At 70.9% G+C, this 16,891-nt stretch carries 17 protein-coding genes; 13 read left to right on the plus strand and 4 right to left on the minus strand.

The annotated features are described in order from the left end of the window. Positions 1–21: 21 nt before the first annotated feature. A complete protein-coding gene (locus AB0I81_RS24630; protein WP_360660461.1) occupies positions 22–345 on the plus strand; it encodes a hypothetical protein in 324 nt (107 codons plus the stop codon). Here AB0I81_RS24630 and AB0I81_RS24635 read toward each other — a convergent pair. The 4 genes from AB0I81_RS24635 to AB0I81_RS24650 form a co-directional block, all read right to left on the minus strand. Next, the gene (locus tag AB0I81_RS24635) at positions 291–1,877 is read right to left on the minus strand and encodes an alpha/beta hydrolase (protein ID WP_360660464.1); all 1,587 of its coding nucleotides are present in this window, start codon (positions 1,875–1,877) and stop codon (positions 291–293) included. The two genes, AB0I81_RS24630 and AB0I81_RS24635, sit on opposite strands and share 55 nt — an antisense overlap. Before the next feature lie 187 nt (positions 1,878–2,064). Continuing rightward, positions 2,065–3,111: an alpha/beta fold hydrolase gene (locus AB0I81_RS24640; RefSeq protein ID WP_360660466.1), complete on the minus strand. Its 1,047-nt coding sequence runs from the start codon at positions 3,109–3,111 to the stop codon at positions 2,065–2,067. Next, positions 3,108–3,704: a TetR-like C-terminal domain-containing protein gene (locus AB0I81_RS24645; protein WP_360660469.1), complete on the minus strand. Its 597-nt coding sequence runs from the start codon at positions 3,702–3,704 to the stop codon at positions 3,108–3,110. The genes AB0I81_RS24640 and AB0I81_RS24645 overlap by 4 nt, the downstream gene beginning before the upstream one ends. 63 nt (positions 3,705–3,767) lie before the next feature. Next, on the minus strand, positions 3,768–4,412 hold the full coding sequence (locus AB0I81_RS24650) for a helix-turn-helix domain-containing protein (RefSeq protein ID WP_360660720.1): 645 nt from the start codon (positions 4,410–4,412) through the stop codon (positions 3,768–3,770). 183 nt (positions 4,413–4,595) lie between these two features. On the opposite strand from AB0I81_RS24650, the gene AB0I81_RS24655 reads away from it, so the two are divergent. From AB0I81_RS24655 to AB0I81_RS24710, 12 genes are all read left to right on the plus strand, one after another. Continuing rightward, entirely contained in the window at positions 4,596–5,819 is a 1,224-nt protein-coding gene (locus AB0I81_RS24655) for an oxygenase MpaB family protein (protein WP_360660472.1), read from the plus strand. Between the two features lie 11 nt (positions 5,820–5,830). Continuing rightward, positions 5,831–7,033: an oxygenase MpaB family protein gene (locus AB0I81_RS24660; RefSeq protein ID WP_360660474.1), complete on the plus strand. Its 1,203-nt coding sequence runs from the start codon at positions 5,831–5,833 to the stop codon at positions 7,031–7,033. Next, positions 7,030–9,303, plus strand: coding sequence for a molybdopterin cofactor-binding domain-containing protein (locus AB0I81_RS24665; RefSeq protein ID WP_360660477.1), 2,274 nt, complete (start codon positions 7,030–7,032; stop codon positions 9,301–9,303). Before AB0I81_RS24660 ends, AB0I81_RS24665 begins: the two co-directional genes overlap by 4 nt. Then, positions 9,296–9,766: a (2Fe-2S)-binding protein gene (locus AB0I81_RS24670; RefSeq protein WP_360660480.1), complete on the plus strand. Its 471-nt coding sequence runs from the start codon at positions 9,296–9,298 to the stop codon at positions 9,764–9,766. Before AB0I81_RS24665 ends, AB0I81_RS24670 begins: the two co-directional genes overlap by 8 nt. A gap of 129 nt (positions 9,767–9,895) precedes the next feature. Beyond that, complete coding sequence (locus tag AB0I81_RS24675) at positions 9,896–10,111, plus strand: hypothetical protein (RefSeq protein ID WP_360660482.1); 216 nt, start codon at positions 9,896–9,898, stop codon at positions 10,109–10,111. A 61-nt stretch (positions 10,112–10,172) separates the two neighbouring features. Further along, complete coding sequence (locus AB0I81_RS24680) at positions 10,173–11,030, plus strand: PaaX family transcriptional regulator C-terminal domain-containing protein (protein ID WP_360660485.1); 858 nt, start codon at positions 10,173–10,175, stop codon at positions 11,028–11,030. A gap of 107 nt (positions 11,031–11,137) precedes the next feature. Further along, entirely contained in the window at positions 11,138–12,331 is a 1,194-nt protein-coding gene (locus AB0I81_RS24685) for an ABC transporter substrate-binding protein (RefSeq protein WP_360660488.1), read from the plus strand. Continuing rightward, entirely contained in the window at positions 12,331–13,200 is an 870-nt protein-coding gene (locus AB0I81_RS24690; RefSeq protein WP_360660491.1) for a branched-chain amino acid ABC transporter permease, read from the plus strand. Before AB0I81_RS24685 ends, AB0I81_RS24690 begins: the two co-directional genes overlap by 1 nt. Before the next feature lie 100 nt (positions 13,201–13,300). After that, positions 13,301–14,308, plus strand: a complete 1,008-nt coding sequence (locus tag AB0I81_RS24695) for a branched-chain amino acid ABC transporter permease (protein ID WP_360660494.1) — start codon at positions 13,301–13,303, stop codon at positions 14,306–14,308. 77 nt (positions 14,309–14,385) lie between these two features. Further along, a complete protein-coding gene (locus AB0I81_RS24700; RefSeq protein ID WP_360660497.1) occupies positions 14,386–15,156 on the plus strand; it encodes an ABC transporter ATP-binding protein in 771 nt (256 codons plus the stop codon). After that, positions 15,156–15,851 (plus strand): ABC transporter ATP-binding protein, encoded by a 696-nt coding sequence (locus tag AB0I81_RS24705; protein WP_360660500.1) that lies wholly within the window; start codon positions 15,156–15,158, stop codon positions 15,849–15,851. The genes AB0I81_RS24700 and AB0I81_RS24705 overlap by 1 nt, the downstream gene beginning before the upstream one ends. Positions 15,852–15,943: 92 nt before the next feature. Further along, positions 15,944–16,870: a chlorophyllase gene (locus AB0I81_RS24710; RefSeq protein WP_360660502.1), complete on the plus strand. Its 927-nt coding sequence runs from the start codon at positions 15,944–15,946 to the stop codon at positions 16,868–16,870. Positions 16,871–16,891: the final 21 nt, after the last annotated feature.

Here is a 16,891-nt window from a genome sequence, read left to right on the forward strand (position 1 = left end):
ACCGCCTTGTCGCGGGCGTTCATGCGAACCAGGCCGTTGCTCGCCGTGCTGGATGAGCCGGCCGCCGCCCTGGACCCCGCCAGCGAGTACGAGTTCCACCAGCGCTACGCGGAGGCCGCCCGGGAGTGGCAGCACGCGAAGGGCGGGGTCGCCCTGCTGGTGTCACACCGGTTCTCCACCATCAGGATGGCCGGCCTGATCGGCGTACTCGACGGCGGGCGCATCATCGATGCTGTCCGGCTGGTATGCCCATCTGTACGGTCCGCAGGCCGCCGCCTGCCGGTGAGCTCTTACTTGAGCTTGCAGCGGGCGCCGTCGGCCGGTGTCTTCAGGTTGACGAGGTAGTCGGCGACGATGTCGTTGACGCAGGGGCTGGTGCCGCCCTGGACGACGGTGTGCTGCTCGCCATCGACGGTGAGCAGGCTGCCGCCGAGCGACTTGGCCAGGCTGACGCCGCCGTCGTACGGGGTGCTGGGGTCACCGGTGATGGAGACCGTCAGCGTCTTGGGCAGGCCCTTGATCTGGTCGGCGTACGGATAGTCCATGGTGGGCTTGGCCGGCCAGTGCTCGCAGCCGTCCCGGGTGCCCTTGACGCCCTGGCCGGGGTCGAGGAAGGGGGCCGCCTTGTTGAGCTGGGCGCGCAGGTCGGCCTCCCGCTCAGGGGTACGGCGCTGCTCGTCCATGCAGTTGATCGCGTAGTTGGCGGGGCCGAAGTTGTTCCACTTGCCGGTCTCGTCACGCCCGGCGAAGCCCTCGGCCAGAGCCAGCAGGGTCTCGCCGCGGCCCTGCTTCACCTCGGCGATGCCCTTGATGATGGCCGGCCACTGCGCCGACACGTACAGGCCGGAGATGACGCCGGCGGTGCCCTGGTTGTAGGTGAGCTCCCGGCCCTTGCCCGCGGGGACGGGCTTGTCGATCAGCGGTCGCATGAGATCCTGGAAGACCTTCGTGGCCTTGGCCGGGTCCTTGCCCAGCGGGCAACCGGGGTCGGCGGCGCAGGCGGCGGCCATCTTCTCGAAGGCGCGCTGGAAGCCGGCGTACTGGGTCTTGCGTCGTTCGACGGTGCCGAGCTTGGGATCGACGGCGCCGTCGAAGACCATCGCGCGTACGTTGGCCGGGAACATCTCGGCGTAGACCGCGCCGAGCCGGGTGCCGTAGCTCTGGCCGGCGTAGGTGAGCTTGTCATCGCCCAGCGCGGCGCGCAGGACGTCCAGGTCGCGGGCGACGTCGCGGGTGCCGACGGCGGCGAGGCTGTCCTTGCCGCCGGAGGCGTCCGCGCACTTGTCGACCAGCTGCCGGGTGTCGCGCTCCGTCCACTGTCCTGCCGAGCCGATGAGGGTCGTCTGGTTGTCGGCGCGGTCCTGCTCGGCGTCGGTGAAGCACTTGATGGCCGGAGTGGAGGCGCCGACGCCGCGCGGGTCGAACCCGATCAGGTCGAACCGTTCGGTCGTCGGGCTCTTCTTGAGGGTCAGGCTCATCGCCACGGCGGAGAGCAGCCCGGCGCCTCCGGGGCCGCCGGGGTTCGTCACCAGCGAACCGATCTTCTTGCCGCGGGCGGGCATCCGCAGTACCGCGAGCTGGGCGGTCTCACCCTCGGGGGCGTCGTAGTCCAGCGGCACCTTCAGCCGGGCGCACTGGAAACTGTCACCGACGAACGCCTTCTTCTCCGTCGCGGTGATGGCGTACTCGGCGCAGGGGCCGAAGGCCAGTTTCTGGTCGTAGAAACGTTGCAGCTCGGCCGGCGGCTTGTCCGGGGCCGAGGTCTCCGGCGGTTGTGCCTGAGCCGGCGCGCTGCCGGGGGTACCGCACGCGGCGAGTACGGGCACCAGCAGCAGCGCCAGCACCGAAGTGTGCTTGAGAGTGTTTCCGGTGGCCATAGGCAATCTCCTCAGGGCAGAACGGTCATGCGCGTGTTCTTCAGCCTCTTGCGGGCTCCATGACAGCACCAGTGACACTGCGTCATGATCTCAGTGAGGGAAAGGGGGCGCGGTCATTGAGCTTGATCATGGCCTTCGACGCTGCCCTCGCTGCGCGCGATCATTCCTGCCCCGGGGATGGAGTGATCTACATCACTCTCTCGGAGAGTTTCGCGCTCAGGAGCTTGCCGAATTCGGCCGGGTGCGTGCTGAGGCCCGTGTGGCCGCCGGGGAAGTGGACGAGTTCCGTGCCGAACCGTTCGGCCATGAAGGCTGCGGGACGGTAGGGCAGTTCGCCGCGGGAGTCCGTTCCGGCCGCGAGTACGAGCCGGTCCGAGAGAGCCTGCAGGCGGTCCAGATCCGGGACATAGGCCATGAAGCTCGGCACGATACGTCCGAGGAAGTAGGGCATGTCCGCCATCGTCCGCTGGACCCGGGCCGCCGCCTCGGGCGGCAGCTCGGCTTCGGCCGCGACAACAGCGGAAGCGGTGGTGCCGGGAGGAGTCGAGCTGCCGGGAGGAGCGGCGGTGTCGGGAGAAGTGGCGGTGTCGGGAGGAGTGGCGGTGTCGGGAGAAGTGGCGGTGTCGGGAGGAGTGGCGGTGCCGGGGGAAGTGGTGGTGGCGGGAGGAGCAGAACTGCCGGGAGGAGTGGCAGGGCCGGGAGGAGTGGTGGTGTCAGGGGAAGAAGTGGCGGGGCGGGTGAGGGCGGCTGCGAAGATGGCCGCCGCGGGCATCAGCCCCTCCCGATGGAAGGTGTCCTGGACGCGGGCAAGCATCGCGCGATGCCCGGCGGCGTCGGGAAGCACCTCCACCACCGGCGGCTCGTGCGCCACGACGAGCGAGATCCGCTCGGGATGAGCGGTGAGCAGGTGCAGCGCCACGATGGCGCCGGAACTGCAGCCCGCCACCCGGGCGGACGCGCCGGGAGCCACCAGCTCCAGGAGCCGGAAGGCGTCGTCCGCGTGCTGCGCGACCTCCTGCCGGGCCTGCGGATCGTCAAGAGGGCTGCGCGACAGGCCGCGGGGATCGTAGGACACGACCGTGTGATCGGCGGCCAGGTCGTCGGCGATGCCGTCGAAGGAGGCCGCGCCGCCGGTGCCGCCGGGGATGAGCAGCAGCAGCGGGCCGCTGCCGCGTACCTCGTAGTGCAGGGTGGCGCCGGGCACGCGCAGGCGGCCGGCGGTCGGGGTGGTCAAGACGGATCTCCTTCGTGGTGTGGTGCGGGCCAGCGCTCCAGGAGGGTGTGCAGGGCGTCGAGGCAGCGGGCCCAGGTGTCCTGCGCGGTGCGGGCGTGCGCGAATCCGCCGGCGGCCTCAAGGCTGACGAAGCCGTGCAGCGTGCTGCGCATCAACCGGACCGCGTCGGTCAGGTCGGGCTCCTCCAGCTCGTACGCGCGCAACATGCTGTAGGTGAGCTCGACCGCGCGCCGCGGCCCGCTGGCTTGGGCGACGAGGTCGGGGTCGATCTGCAGCGGGATCTGCGTCGCGGTGTAGCGGCCGGGATGCTCGTGGGCGTAGTCCCGCCAGGCGTTCGCGTACGCCACCAGCGCGTCCTTGCCGGCGCGTCCGGCGGTGACCTCGGCGATGCGGATGGTCTTCTCGTCGGCCGCCAGCAGCGCGATCCGCCCGCGCAGGTCCTCCAGGCCGCGTACGTGCGCGTAAAGGCTCGCGTCCTTCACCGCCAGCCGCCTGGCCACCGCCGACATGGTCACATGGTCGAGCCCGATCTCGTCCGCCAGTTCGGCACCGGCGAGCGTCACCCGGTCCGCCGTCAACCCGGCCCGCGCCATGCGTTCACCCTTCCCTAGGAGCATTTGACTGCAACTAGGGACAATAGCCCAAAACTAGGAGTCCTAGGAAACGCTCAACATGGGCACCAGGAACCTCCTGGCCACCCCGGCCAGCTGTTCGTCGTCGTCGAGGTCCACGACCTGGCTCGGGATCGCCAGGAAGGAGGCGGAGACCCGTACCATCAGCTCGGCCACGAGGTCGACGTCCAGGCCGTCCGGGACGTGGCCCGCGCGTTGCTCGCGCCGGAGCTGGCCCGCGACGAACTGCCGCACGGTCGCGAGGGTCTGGCCGCCGTCGTTGATCATGGAGGGGACGAGCAGGTCCGGTTCCGCGGCGATCAGCCCGCCGATCAGCGGATTGCTCCGGATGGCGCGCAGCGAGCTGACGAAGCCCAGGACCACCCGGTCGGCCGGGGTGCGGGCCTGTTCGATGTCGATCAGGAACTGGTCGAAATACCTGCGGAACTCCCGGCGTACGACGTGTTCGACCAGCGCGTCCTTCGTGGCGAAGCGCCGGTAGACCGTGATGCGCGAGACCCCGGCGCGGCGGGCGACGTCCTCCATCGTGGAACGCCGGATGCCCATGCGGCAGAACTGCTCGTACGCCGCGTCGAGGATGCGCGCGCGAAGCTCGTCCGAGTCGCCGACCTGCTCGACCGCATCGGTGTAGGCCCGCTCCAGCAACGACTCCGAGTCGGGCGGCGTCATGAACACGGACAGCGCAGCTTCCACGAACTCCTCCTGTGCCCTCATTCTGCCCCAGTCCCCAACAGCGGCCGCCACCGTCTTGTGATGTGCGACACGTTGTGCTGTGATGACAAATGATACACGGACGCATTCCGTGTTTCAGCGTATCAATCGCGCGGCCTCGACCTGGAGGAGGAACCAGGCATGGGCAAACTCAGCAGGCGCAACATGTTGAAGGCGGGCGGGGCGCTGGGCGCACTCGGCGCACTGAGCGTCGCCACGCCGGCACAGGCCCACTCGTTGTGGACCTGGTCACCCGAGGGTTCGGTGGCGGGCGCGGGCGCCGGCCTCGACCCGCGGTGGGTGTGGGACGAGCAGGCCGACCCGCTCATCGCCTCGGTGCTCGACCGGGGCGACGTGCCCAGGGTCAACGAACTGTTACGGACCTGGACCAAGAACAGCCAGCCGATACCGGCCGGAATGCCCGCGGACGTCCGGGACTTCATGGAGGAGGCCCGCCGGCTCCCGTCCTGGGCCGACCAGGGCAAGCTGACCACCGTCATCGAGTTCAACCAGAAGCGCGGGCTCTACCTCGGGCTGCTGTACGGGCTGGCCAGCGGCATGATGAGCACCGTCATCCCCAAGGAGGCGCGCGCCGTCTACTACTCGCAGGGCGGCGCGGACATGAAGGACCGCATCTCCAAGACCGCCAAGCTCGGCTACGACATCATGCATCGGACCGCGTACCAGCCCGACGGCGAGATGATCGTGACCTGCGTCAAGACCCGGATGGTGCACGCGGCGGTGCGGCACCTGCTGCCGCAGTCGCCGCAATGGCAGCAGGCCGCCGACGAGGACATCCCGATCAGCCAGCGGGACATGATGGTCACCTGGCACAGCCTGCCCACGACCGTCATGCAGAAGCTCGTCGAGTGGAAGGTGCCGATCCCGGCCGCCCAGTCGGAGGCGTTCCTGCACTCCTGGCAGCTGTGCGCACACATGCTCGGCATCAAGGACGAGTACATCCCCGCGTCGTGGGCCGAGGCCAACACGCAGGCCGACCAGGTGCTGGACCCGGTGCTCGCGCCGACCCCCGAGGGCGTCAAGCTGGCCGACATCCTGCTCAACCTCGGCGCCTCTGTCGACGGGGCCATCCTCAGCAAGCCCATACTCGGGGCGTTCACCCGCTTCATGCTCGGCGACCAGATCGCCGGCTGGCTGAAGATCCGCCGCGAGCCGGTCTGGGATCCGCTGCTCAGGCTGTCGTGGAAGCCCTTCATCGCGGTACGCGAAGGTCTGCTGCCCTTCCCGGGGGCGCCCGAGGCGTACTGGCTGTTCGACGAGTTCCTGCGCAAGGCCGCCCTGCTCTTCCTGTCCGAGGCCAAGCCGATCAGCATCGAGATCCCCGACACCAACCGGCCGTCCTGAGGAGTGCGTACATGGAGGAGTTGAGCAGGCGCCGGGTACTGATTACAGGCGGCGCCCTGGGAGCGCTCGGAGCGCTCGGAATGGCGAAGTCGCCGTGGACCTGGTCTCCCGAGGGCTCGGTGGCGGGTGCGGGCGCGGGCCTCGATCCGCGGTGGGTGTGGGACGAGGAGGCCGATCCGCTGCTGGCCTCGCTGCTCGACCGCGGCGCCATCCCCGAGGTCAACCGCCTGCTGTGGAACTGGACCCGCAACGACCAGCCGCTGCCCGACGGCCTGCCGTCGGACCTGCGGGACTTCATGGAGCACGCGCGTCAGCTCCCCTCCTGGGCCGATCGCGGGAAACTGGAGACCGCCGCCGAGTTCAACAAGTCCAGAGGGATCTACCTCAACCTGCTCAACGGGGTGGGCGGCGGCATGCTGGCCACCGCCATCCCCGACGAGGCACGGTCGGTCTACTACTCCAAAGGCGGCGCGGACATGGAGGACCGCGTCGCCAAGACGAGCATCTTCGGGTTCGCGGTCGGGTCACTGAACGCCTACCGGCCCGAGGGCTCCTGCGTCGTCGAGTGCGTCAAGACCCGGCTGGTGCACGCCGCGGTACGGCACCTGCTGCAACAGTCGCCGCACTGGAGCGGCGACATCCCGATCAGCCAGGAGGACATGCTGGTCACCTGGCACACCCTGCCGACCTTCGCCATGCGCAAGATGCTCGAATGGCGGGTCCCGATCAGGCCCGCCGAGTCGGCTGCGTACCTGCACGTGTGGCAGGTGAGCGCGCACCTGCTCGGCATCAAGGACGAGTACGTCCCCGCCACCTGGGACGCGGCCAACGCCCAGTCGGACCAGATCCTGCCGCGCAACATGGGTCCGACCCCGGAAGGCGTCGAGCTGACCGACATCCTGCTGAGCCAGCTCGCCGAGCAGACCAGCCCGGGCAGCATCAGCCGGCCGCTGTGCAACGCGCTGGCCCGGTACCTGGTCGGCGACCAGGTGGCCGACTGGGACGGCATCAGACGGGAACCGGTATGGGGCCCCCTGATCAGCTCCGCCTGGCCTAAGCTGGTCAGGTTCCGCGAAGGCCTCATCCCACTGCCGCTGGTGCCCCAGGCCGCCTGGGTCATCGACGAAGCCGTCCGGCAGTACATCTTGTTCTTCCTCACCAAGGGCAAGGAGACCAAGATCGAGATCCCCACGACCAACCGTCCAGGCTCATGAACGACAGCGGGGCCATCGGGCGGCGGCGGTTCCTCGGGTATGTGCTTGCGGCCCCGACCCTGGTGGCCGCCGCCGAACTGGCCCCGCCGCCCGATGCCAAGCTCCCGTCGGCCGGGCAACTGCTCGACCTCAACGACCTGATGACCGCGGCGGCGCTGCCGACCTCGGGGCTCATCTCGGTCGAGGTGCACGCGGACGGGACGGTGTCGTTCGCGTTGCCGCGCGCGGAGGTGGGCCAGGGCATCACCACCTCGACGGCCATGCTGATCGCCGAGGAACTGGCCCTGCCCCTGGAGCGGGTACGCGTCACGCTGGCCGACGCCCGCCCCGAGCTGCTGTTCAACCAGCTCACCGGCGGATCGAACACCACCTTCGCGACCTACACCCCCATTCGCGTCGCCGCCGCCATCGCCCGCCGGCGGTTGCTGGAGGCCGCGGCGACCGAACTCGGCTCGCCGGTCACCGGCCTGACGCTTAAAGCCGGGGTGATCACCGATCGGGCCGGCGGCAGCGTCGGGATCGGCGCGCTGGCGGCGAAGGCCGCGAGCAGCCGCACCCGGCAGGTGTCCGTGCAACTCGTGCCGCGCGAGAGTTTCACCGTCATCGGCAGGCCGCACAACCGGATTGACGCGCTGGACGCGGTGACCGGGCGCAAGAAGTTCGCGATGGACCTGAATGTGCCGGGCGCGAAGCCGGTGATGGTGTGCAGGGCGCCGACCATCAACGGCCGGGTGGGTGCGGTGGCCAATCTCGCCGCGGTGCGTGCGATGCCGGGGGTCACGGACGTGGTGGTGATCTCCACTGGGGTGGCGGTGCGGGCCGAGACCTTCGGCCAGTGCATCGACGCGGTACGCGCGCTGTCGGTGTCCTGGCGGCCGGGCAGCGCGGCGGGCAAGTCTGACCAGAGCGTCCTGCGCGCGTTGGAGGCCGCGGAGTTGCCGCTCGGGATCAGGCCGCCGACGCCGGTCGTGGAGGGCAGGTTCACCTTCGCCTTCCGTGGCAACAGCGCGCTGGAGCCCAACTGCGCGATCGCCGACGTCCGGGCCGATCGCGCGGAGGTCTGGTCGGCGCTGAAGTCGCCGATCGTCGCCCAGCAGACCATCGCCGCCAAGCTCGGCCTGCCGGTCGGCCGGGTCACCGTGCACGTCTGCGAGGGTGGCGGCTCGTTCGGGCGCAAGTTGTTCTTCGACGCCGCGCTGGAGGCCGCGGAGGTGTCACAGAAGATCGGCAAGCCGGTCAAGCTCATGTGGCACCGCGCCGACGACTCCCGCCAGGGCCGCGTCCATCCGATGGCCACCTCCCGAGTACGGGCCGCGTACCTCGGCGGGGCCGTGCTGAGTTACCAACAGCGGCACACCAGCGTCTCCACCGACCTCAGCCACGGGCTCGGCGAGATCATCACCGCCCTGGCCGCCCGGCTCCCGGTGGGGGACATCGGCTTCTCCCAGACGTTCTTCCATCTGAGCCAGGAGATGTCCTACAACTTCGGGATCGCGAGCCAGCTGCTCAGCGAGACGGACAAGAGCTTCAACACCGGCAGCATGCGCAACGTCTACTCGCCCGACGTCACCTGCGCCCGCGAGCTGATCGTTGACCAGCTCGCCGCGCGGATGGGCAAGGACGCCTACCGGTTCCGGCGAGATTTCCTGAGCGACGACCGCTCCCGGGCGGTGCTGGCGAAGGTGGCCGAGGAGGGCGGGTGGGGGCGGCCGATGGCGGCCGGGACCGCGCAGGGCATCGCGTTCCACGCCGAGTACAAGGCGGTCAGCGCCTGCCTGGTGGAGATCGACTGCCGCCCCGAAACCGTCAACCGCCCCATCCGGGACGGGGTGACCGGGCCGCGCGTCACCAAGGTCGTCTTCGCGGTGGACGTCGGCCTGGCGGTCAACCCGCGCGGCCTGGAGGCGCAGATGATGGGCGGCGTCATGGACGGCATCGCGCTGGCCCTGACCTCCAGCCTGCACCTGCGCGACGGCTATTTCCTGGAAGCCAGCTGGGACAACTACTTCTACACCCGGCAATGGAACAGCCCGCCCGACCTGCGGATCATCGTCATGCCCTCCACCTCGGACCACCCCGGCGGCGCCGGGGAGCTGGGCGTGGCCGCGTCCATGGCCGCCGTCGCCTGCGCCTACGGCCGCGCCACCGGCACGATGCCCACCAGCTTCCCGATCAACCACGCCACCCTCTCCTTCACCCCCAAACCCACCGTCCCGCCCATCCCGCCGTCCCCCACCGACGGCCTGAACCGAGGAGCGCCGGGTGCCTGACCACACCTTCCGCGTCAACGGCGAACAGGTCACCGTGAACGCCTCCGGCGACGTACGCCTGCTGTGGGTGCTGCGCGACCTGCTCGGCATCACCGGCCCCAAGTACGGCTGCGGCATCGCCGTCTGCCAGGCCTGCACCAGCCACGTCAACGGCGAGGCGGTCAACCTCTGCGCCATCCCCGTTCAGGACCTGCGCCCGGACGACGAGGTCACCACCATCGAAGGGCTCGCCACCGGCCAGGAGTTGCACCCCATGCAGCAGGCCTGGCTGGATCACGACGTCGCCCAGTGCGGCTACTGCCAGCCCGGCCAGATCATGGCCGCCGTCGCCCTGGTCCGCCGCCTCGCCGCGGAGGGCCGCGAGATCACCGACGCCGACCTCGACGGCATCCGCAACATCTGCCGCTGCGGCACCTACTTCCGCATCCGCGAAGCCATCAAGGCCGGAGCCAGGAACATGTGAGCCGCGGGGGCCCTAGGCTAGGAAACTCGGCACGCTGGAAGCAGGACGAGATCATCACCGGGACGGCCGGGCAACGGCCGCCGGTGGTGCGGTGGGAATGGGACGGCGCTGGTGGCCTCGACTCGGACAGTGAATCAGACCTGCGGTAACTGCTACGGGCATGGCCAGGTCGCCACCCCGCGAGCGGTGTCCGCGACGCTGCACGGCACGCCCGTGATGGGCACCGCGACGTTGCACGAGCGGTGCAAGTTCTGCGAGGGCTCGGGCTGGAGACGGGTCGAGGTGGTGTCGTCCGGCGACGCGTCCTCGGAGCCCGCGGGCCTGGACAACGGCTCCGGCAACTGAGTGGACATACCCTTCCTGGCAGAATGCGCGTCATCAGGACGTCGCATGACAGGAGGGCGAAGTGGTCTCGCGCGCAGACGCCGGGCAGGTGGCCGAGCCGGCCGCCGGGCGCCCCAGGGCCCGCTCGCTGCTGCTGACCGTGCTGGGCGAGTTCGTGCTCCCGCGCGCGGGCGAAGCCTGGACGGGCAGCCTGATCGACGCGCTGGGAGCGCTCGGCGTGGAGGAGAAGTCCGCCCGCCAGGCGCTGTCCCGCACGGCCGCCGAGGGACTGCTGGAGTCCGTACGCCACGGCCGCAAGGTGCGCTGGAACCTGACCGAGGCCGGTGACCGGCTGCTGCGCGAGGGGACCGAGCGCATCTACGGCTTCATGCGCGGCCCGCACACCTGGGACGGGCGCTGGCTGATCCTCACGGCCGGCGTGCCGGAGAGCCAGCGGGGGTTGCGGCACCGCCTGCGCACCAAGCTCACCTGGCTCGGACTCGGCTCGCCCGCCCCCACGCTCTGGGTGATCCCCGACGCCTCGAAAGAGGCCGCCGTCCGCGAGGTCGTCCGCGAACTGGACCTCACCGACCGGGCGTTCGCCTGGACGGGGCCGTCGGCCGAGGTCGGCGACGCAGCCAAGCTGATCAGCGCCGCGTGGGACCTCGACGACGTTGAGAAGCGCTATCTCGCCTTCATCGAGACCTTCGATGGCCGGGCGGCGGGCACCGACAGGGAGGCGTTCGTACACCAGGTCCTGATGATCCAGGAGTGGCGGCGCTTCCCCTTCCTCGACCCCGACCTGCCCGCCGAACTGCTCGACCACGACTGGCCGGGCCCACGGGCGGCGGCCGTCTTCCACGACCTGCGCAACCGGTGGCACCGGCGCGCCCAGGCCCACTGGGACCGCATGGAGGAGGAGGCGGCCACGCGGCACTAGCCGCCCGAAAGGCACTACATGCTATTGACGCCGTGACACGCGTATGTAGATTCTGAGCGCATCATGTTGGCGCGGGGGCGCCGATGCTCATCTCCCCTGGAGTAGCCATGATCGTTCTCCCCGCCCTCCCGCGCGCCTCACGCACGACCGCCCTCGCCCTCATGGTGGCGGTTCTCGTGCTCCCGGGGTGCGCGGGTTCGAGTCTCGACCAGTCCGGCGGCGCCCAGAGCGCCGGCCCGGTGAAGATCGGCCTGCTGGTGCCGCTGTCAGGCGTCTACGCCCCGCTCGGCGAGGACATGAGCAACGGCTTCACCCTCTACCTCGACCAGCACGGTGGCAAGCTCGGCGGGCGCACGGCGGAAGTGGTCAGGGCCGACGAGGGCGAGGGCCCGCAGACCGGCGTGCCGGCCGCGCAGAAGCTCGTCACCCAGGACCAGGCGACCGCGGTGGTCGGCGTCGTCAACTCCGCGACCGCGCTGGGCCTGCGGGACTTCTTCCACGAGTCGCGCAAGCCGCTGCTGGTGGCCAACGCGGGGGCCGATGACATCACCGGCGCCCGCAAGTCCGAGTACGTGTGGCGCACCAGCTTCGCCAACGGCAAGGTCTCGGCGGCGCTCGGGCCCGCCGTGGCCAAGGAGGTCAAGGGCGGCGTCTACCTCATCGCCGCCGACTACGCCGCCGGCCGGGAGATGGTGGCGGGGTTCCGCAGGACGTTCGAGGCAGCGGGCGGCAAGGTCGCGGGGGAGAAGTACACCCCGTTCGGCAAGACCCAGGACTTCCAGCCCTTCCTGTCGGCGATCCGCGGCTCCGGAGCCGAGGCCGTTTACAGCTTCTACGCCGGGGCCGAGGCCGTCAGCTTCGTCAAGCAGTACCAGCAGTTCGGGCTGGCCGGCGGCACACCGCTGTACGGCACCGGGTTCCTCACCGAGGGCGGCGTGCTGGACGCGCAAGGGGAGGCCGCGGTGGGGGTGAAGACCTCGCTGCACTACTCCACCGAGCTGGACAACCCGCGCAACAAGGAGTTCGTGGCCGCCTACCGCAAGGCGTACGACGAGGCTCCGACGGTGTACGCGGTGCAGGCGTACGACTCCGCGTCCGTGCTGGACAAGGCGCTCGCCGCCGCGCCGGGCGGGGGCGGCGCGGAGCTGGTCAAGGCGCTGGGCGGGGTCGGGACCGTGGACAGCCCCCGCGGTCAGTGGAGCTTCGACGCCGACCGGGACGCCCTGCAGAAGTACTACCTGCGCGAGGTCCGCTCCAGCGGCGGCGCGGTCGTCAACGCCGTCGTCAGCGAGCTGAGCTGATGGCCGCCTACCTGGTGAGCGTGCTCAACGGACTGGCCATGGGCTCGTTGTTGTTCGCCATCGCGCTGGGACTGTCGCTGGTGTTCGGCATGATGGACGTGCTCAACCTCGCCCACGGCGCGATCTACCTGGTCGGCGCGTACCTCGCGGTGGCCTTCGCCGGCGACGGCGCGAGTGTGACGGCCTTCGTGCTGGCGGTGCTGCTGGCCGCGGGCGCGGGAGCCGTGCTCGGCGGCCTGCTCGCGGGCCTGGCCAGGGCCACCCCGCACCACCTCGACCAGGCGCTGCTCACCCTCGGGGTCTCGCTGGTCGTCGCCGAGACGCTGTCGGCGGTCTTCGGCGACGACGTGCACTCCATCGCCGCGCCCGCGCCGGGCGGCGTCACCGTGTTCGGCGAGACCTATCCTGTCTACCGGCTGCTGGTGATCGGCTTCGGGCTGGTGCTGGCCGCCGGGGTGTACGTGCTGGTCGAACGGAGCCGGCTCGGCGCGCTGATCCGGGCCACGGTCGCCGACCGCGGGATGGTCTCCGCGCTGGGCGTCAACACCGGCAGGGTGCTGGCCGGCGTCTTCGCCGCGGGGGCCGGGCTCGCGGCGGTCGCCGGGGTGCTGGCCGGTCCCATCCTGGGCGCGCAGCCGGGTCTGGATGAGAAGGTGCTGCTGCTGGCGCTGGTCGTGGTGGTGATCGGCGGGCTCGGCTCGGTCCGGGGCGCGCTGCTCGGGGCCGTGCTGATCGGGCAGGTCCAGGCGCTGGGTACGGCGCTGCTGCCGGAGTACGCGTCCTTCCTGATCTTCGCGGCGATGGGCCTGGTGCTCCTGCTGCGCCCGGCGGGCCTCCTTCCGGCTCGGGCGGCGGCGGTGCAGGCGTGAGGGCCGCGCACAGGATCAGGACGGCGGTGCGGGCGTGAAGGCACCGGATCAGGACGGCGGTGCGGGTGTGAAGGCACCGGACCAAGACGGGGGTGCAGGCGTGAAGGCCGCACACCGGGCCGAGGCGGCGGCTGCCGGCGCTGATGGCGCGCGGGCTCGGCCGGGTTCGCGGAAGGCGCTCGTCGCCGTGCCGGTGGTCGTGGTGCTCATGGCCGTGCCGCTGGTGCTGGGCGCGTACCCGGTCTCGACCATGACGCGCGTGCTCGCCTTCGCGGTGCTGGTGCTCAGCGTCGACCTGCTGACCGGTGTCGCGGGGCTGCCCACGCTGGGCCAGGCGGCCTACTTCGGCGCAGGCGCCTACACCGCGGCGCTGACCGGCATCCACCTCACCACCGACGCGCTCGCACAGACGGTCGCGGGCCTGGCCGCGGGACTGGTCACCGCCGCGCTCACCGGCTGGGTGGCGGTGCGGGCCCGGGGGATCGTCTTCCTCATGCTGACGCTCGCCATCGGCGAGACGATCCACCAGATCGCGGACACTTGGACGGTCGTCGGCGCGAGCAACGGCCTGGCGGGGATGCCGCCGATCAGCCTGTTCGGCGGGCCGCCGCTGATCGCCGCCGGGTTCGTCTACTGGTGGGTGCTCGCGGTCGCGATCACCGTGTTCGCGGCGGTCGCGCTGGTCGTGCGCTCCCCGTACGGCAGGACGCTGCGTGGCGTACGCGACAACGAGCCCCGGCTGCGGGCCCTGGGCTACCGCCCGGCACTGGCCAGGTACGGCGTGTTCTGCATGGCGGGAGCGGTGGCGGGCGCCGGCGGGGCGCTGTGGGCGGCGCACGCCCGCTTCGTCTCACCCGGCGACCTGGGCTTCGAGGTCGCCGCGCTCGCCCTGCTCAGCGTGGTCATCGGCGGCGCCGGCACGTTGTGGGGGCCCTGCCTGGGCGCGGCGCTCGTGCTGCTCGTCCGCGACAACCTGTCGGCCTCCATCGGCGGCCACGGCCCGCTGCTCCTGGGCCTGGTCTTCGTGGCCGTCGTCTTCCTGCTCCCGCGCGGCATCGCCGGCCTGCGAGCAGCCGGGATCCGCCGCAGAAAGGAGAGGGTCGCTTGAAGCCGCAGGACGGCGAGGCTCGCTTGAAGCCGGAGGAAGGAGAGGCTCTCTCCAAGTCGCAAGGAGGAGGAGCTCCGGTGGCGCCCCTGCTGGAGCTGCGTGGCCTTACGCACGTCTACGGTTCGTTGCGGGCGGTCGATGAAGTGGATCTGGCGGTGTTGCCGGGCGAGCGGCACGCCCTCATCGGCCCGAACGGCGCGGGAAAGTCGACGCTGTTCGCCACCGTGGCCGGGACACTGCCCGCCACCGCCGGGAACGTGCTGTTCGCCGGGCAGGACGTCACCGCCCTGCCGGAATCAGAACGGGCCAGGCGGGGCCTGCTGCGCACCTACCAGCAGGCCAGCCTGTTCCTGAACTGCTCGGTGCTGGACAACGTCGCGCTCGCCGTCCAGCGCGTGGACCGCGTGGCGCACAGGTTCGACCGGTCCGCGCGGCGCTTCGGCCGTACCGAGGCCAGGGCCCGCGAGCACCTGGAGGCGGTCGGGCTGGCCGGGCGGGCGGCCGACCACGCCGCCGCGCTCTCGCACGGCGAGCGCAGGCAACTGGAGGTGGCGATGGTGCTGGCCGCGCGGCCGACGCTGGTGATGTTCGACGAGCCGACGGCGGGCATGTCCGCCGCCGAGACCGAACGCTTCGCCGAACTCGTCGAACGGCTGCCGGACAGCCTGACCCTGCTCATCGTCGAACACGACCTGGACGTGGTGTTCCGGCTGGCCGGCCGGGTCACCGTACTGCACCTGGGGCGGGTTCTGGCCTCCGGGCCGCCCGCGCGGATCAGGGCCGACGCCGCGGTACGGGCCGCCTACCTGGGCACCACCAGGACCGACGACCTTTTCCGGAGGGCCTGATGACGGACGTGCTCACCGTGCGCGGGCTGCGCGCCGGCTACGCGGGCACCACCGTGCTCGACGGAGTGGACCTCAGCGTGCCCGAGGGCGCGGTCGTGGCGCTGCTCGGCCGCAACGGCGCCGGCAAGTCCACGCTCGTGCACGCCGTCATGGGCCTGCTCAAGCCCTACTCGGGCAGCGTCACGATCGGCGGGCGCGACCTGGCCGGCGCTCCCGCGCACACCGTCGCCCGGGCCGGCGTCGCCATCGTCCCGCAGGGCCGCCGCGTGTTCGCCCCGCTCACGGTCGCGGAGACCCTGCGGCTCGCGGCCGGTCGCGGTGGCTCGGTGGAGCGGATGTACGAGCTGATGCCCGCGCTGGCCGAGCGCCGCGACCACCGCGGCGACGAGTTGTCCGGCGGCGAGCAGCAGATGCTCGCGATCGGCCGCGCCCTGGTACGCGCCCCCCGCCTGCTCCTGCTGGACGAGCCGTCGGACGGCCTGGCGCCCGCCGTCGTGGACCAGGTGGCCGGCCTGCTCGAAGGGCTGCGCGGCGAGGGCCTGGCGATCCTGCTGGTGGAGCAGGACCTGCATCTGGCCTTCCGCCTGGCCGACGAGGTGACGGTCATGCGGAAGGGGCGGATCGTGCACCGCGGCCCGACACCCGAGTTCCGCGCCGACCGAGCACGGGCGCACGCACTGCTCGGTGTCGGCTGACAGGGCTGCGACGGCCGATTGACAAAACGGAACGGTGATCCGTATATTAATCGGAACAGTGATCCGTTTTCTCCGAAAAGGAACCACCCGCAATGAACAAGCCAGTTCTGTCAGTCAGCCCTGTGGTGCTCCCGGCTCCCGGCCGGGCCGTCGATCTGGCGGTCCGGGTCTCCGCACCCGTGACAGGGGACGAGTTGCCGATCATCCTGCTCTCGCACGGGCAGGGCCACTCCAACCACCTGTCCTCGCTGAACGGCTACGCCCCCCTCGTCAACCACTGGGCGGCACGCGGCTTCGCCGTCATCCAGCCCACCCACCTGAGCTCCGCGACGCTCAAGCTGGACCTCGCCAACCCGCGGGAGCCCATGTACTGGCGATCGCGGGCCGAGGACATGACGCGCATCCTCGACCGGCTCGACGCGATCGAGGCCGCCGTCCCGTACCTGCGCGGACGCCTGAACCCGGACAAGGTCGCCGTGGCGGGCCACTCGATGGGCGGGCACACCGCGAGCCTGCTGCTGGGCGCCCGCCTCACCGATCCGTACGACGGGAAGGAGACGGACCTGGCCGAGCCGCGGATCAAGGCGGGTGTCCTGCTTGGCGCGCCCGGCAGGGGCGGCGACGCCCTCACCGAGACCGTGGCCAGGAACTGGCCCTTCTTCCTGAGCATGGACTTCTCCGCGATGACGACCCCCGCGCTCGTGGTCGCCGGTGACAAGGACGACTCGGCCCATCTGACGGTCGTGGGCGCGCGATGGCACGCCGACCCGTACGTCCTCGCCCCCGGCCCCAAGTCCCTGCTCACCCTGTACGGCGCGGAGCACGGGTTCGGCGGCATCTCCGGATACGACGTCGCCGAGACCACGGACGAGAACCCCGAGCGGGTGGCCGCGGTCCAGCGGCTCACCTGGGCCTACCTGCGCAGCGAGCTCCACCCCGGCGATCCCGCCTGGCAGGAGGCGCGCGACGCGCTGACGACCGGCACGGGCGCGATCGGCCGCGTCGAATCCAAGGTCTGATCCGAGGCCGGGACCAAGCAG

Source organism: Nonomuraea sp. NPDC050404, from assembly GCF_040655495.1.
Classification (GTDB): domain Bacteria; phylum Actinomycetota; class Actinomycetes; order Streptosporangiales; family Streptosporangiaceae; genus Nonomuraea.

Coding starts and splice junctions, on each gene's coding strand:
- AB0I81_RS24630 (WP_360660461.1), top strand. CDS start 22: ATGCGAACCAGGCCGTTGCTCGCCGTGCTGGATGAGCCGGCCGCCGCC.
- AB0I81_RS24635 (WP_360660464.1), bottom strand. CDS start 1,877: ATGGCCACCGGAAACACTCTCAAGCACACTTCGGTGCTGGCGCTGCTG.
- AB0I81_RS24645 (WP_360660469.1), bottom strand. CDS start 3,704: ATGGCGCGGGCCGGGTTGACGGCGGACCGGGTGACGCTCGCCGGTGCC.
- AB0I81_RS24650 (WP_360660720.1), bottom strand. CDS start 4,412: ATGACGCCGCCCGACTCGGAGTCGTTGCTGGAGCGGGCCTACACCGAT.
- AB0I81_RS24655 (WP_360660472.1), top strand. CDS start 4,596: ATGGGCAAACTCAGCAGGCGCAACATGTTGAAGGCGGGCGGGGCGCTG.
- AB0I81_RS24660 (WP_360660474.1), top strand. CDS start 5,831: ATGGAGGAGTTGAGCAGGCGCCGGGTACTGATTACAGGCGGCGCCCTG.
- AB0I81_RS24665 (WP_360660477.1), top strand. CDS start 7,030: ATGAACGACAGCGGGGCCATCGGGCGGCGGCGGTTCCTCGGGTATGTG.
- AB0I81_RS24685 (WP_360660488.1), top strand. CDS start 11,138: ATGATCGTTCTCCCCGCCCTCCCGCGCGCCTCACGCACGACCGCCCTC.
- AB0I81_RS24690 (WP_360660491.1), top strand. CDS start 12,331: ATGGCCGCCTACCTGGTGAGCGTGCTCAACGGACTGGCCATGGGCTCG.
- AB0I81_RS24705 (WP_360660500.1), top strand. CDS start 15,156: ATGACGGACGTGCTCACCGTGCGCGGGCTGCGCGCCGGCTACGCGGGC.
- AB0I81_RS24710 (WP_360660502.1), top strand. CDS start 15,944: ATGAACAAGCCAGTTCTGTCAGTCAGCCCTGTGGTGCTCCCGGCTCCC.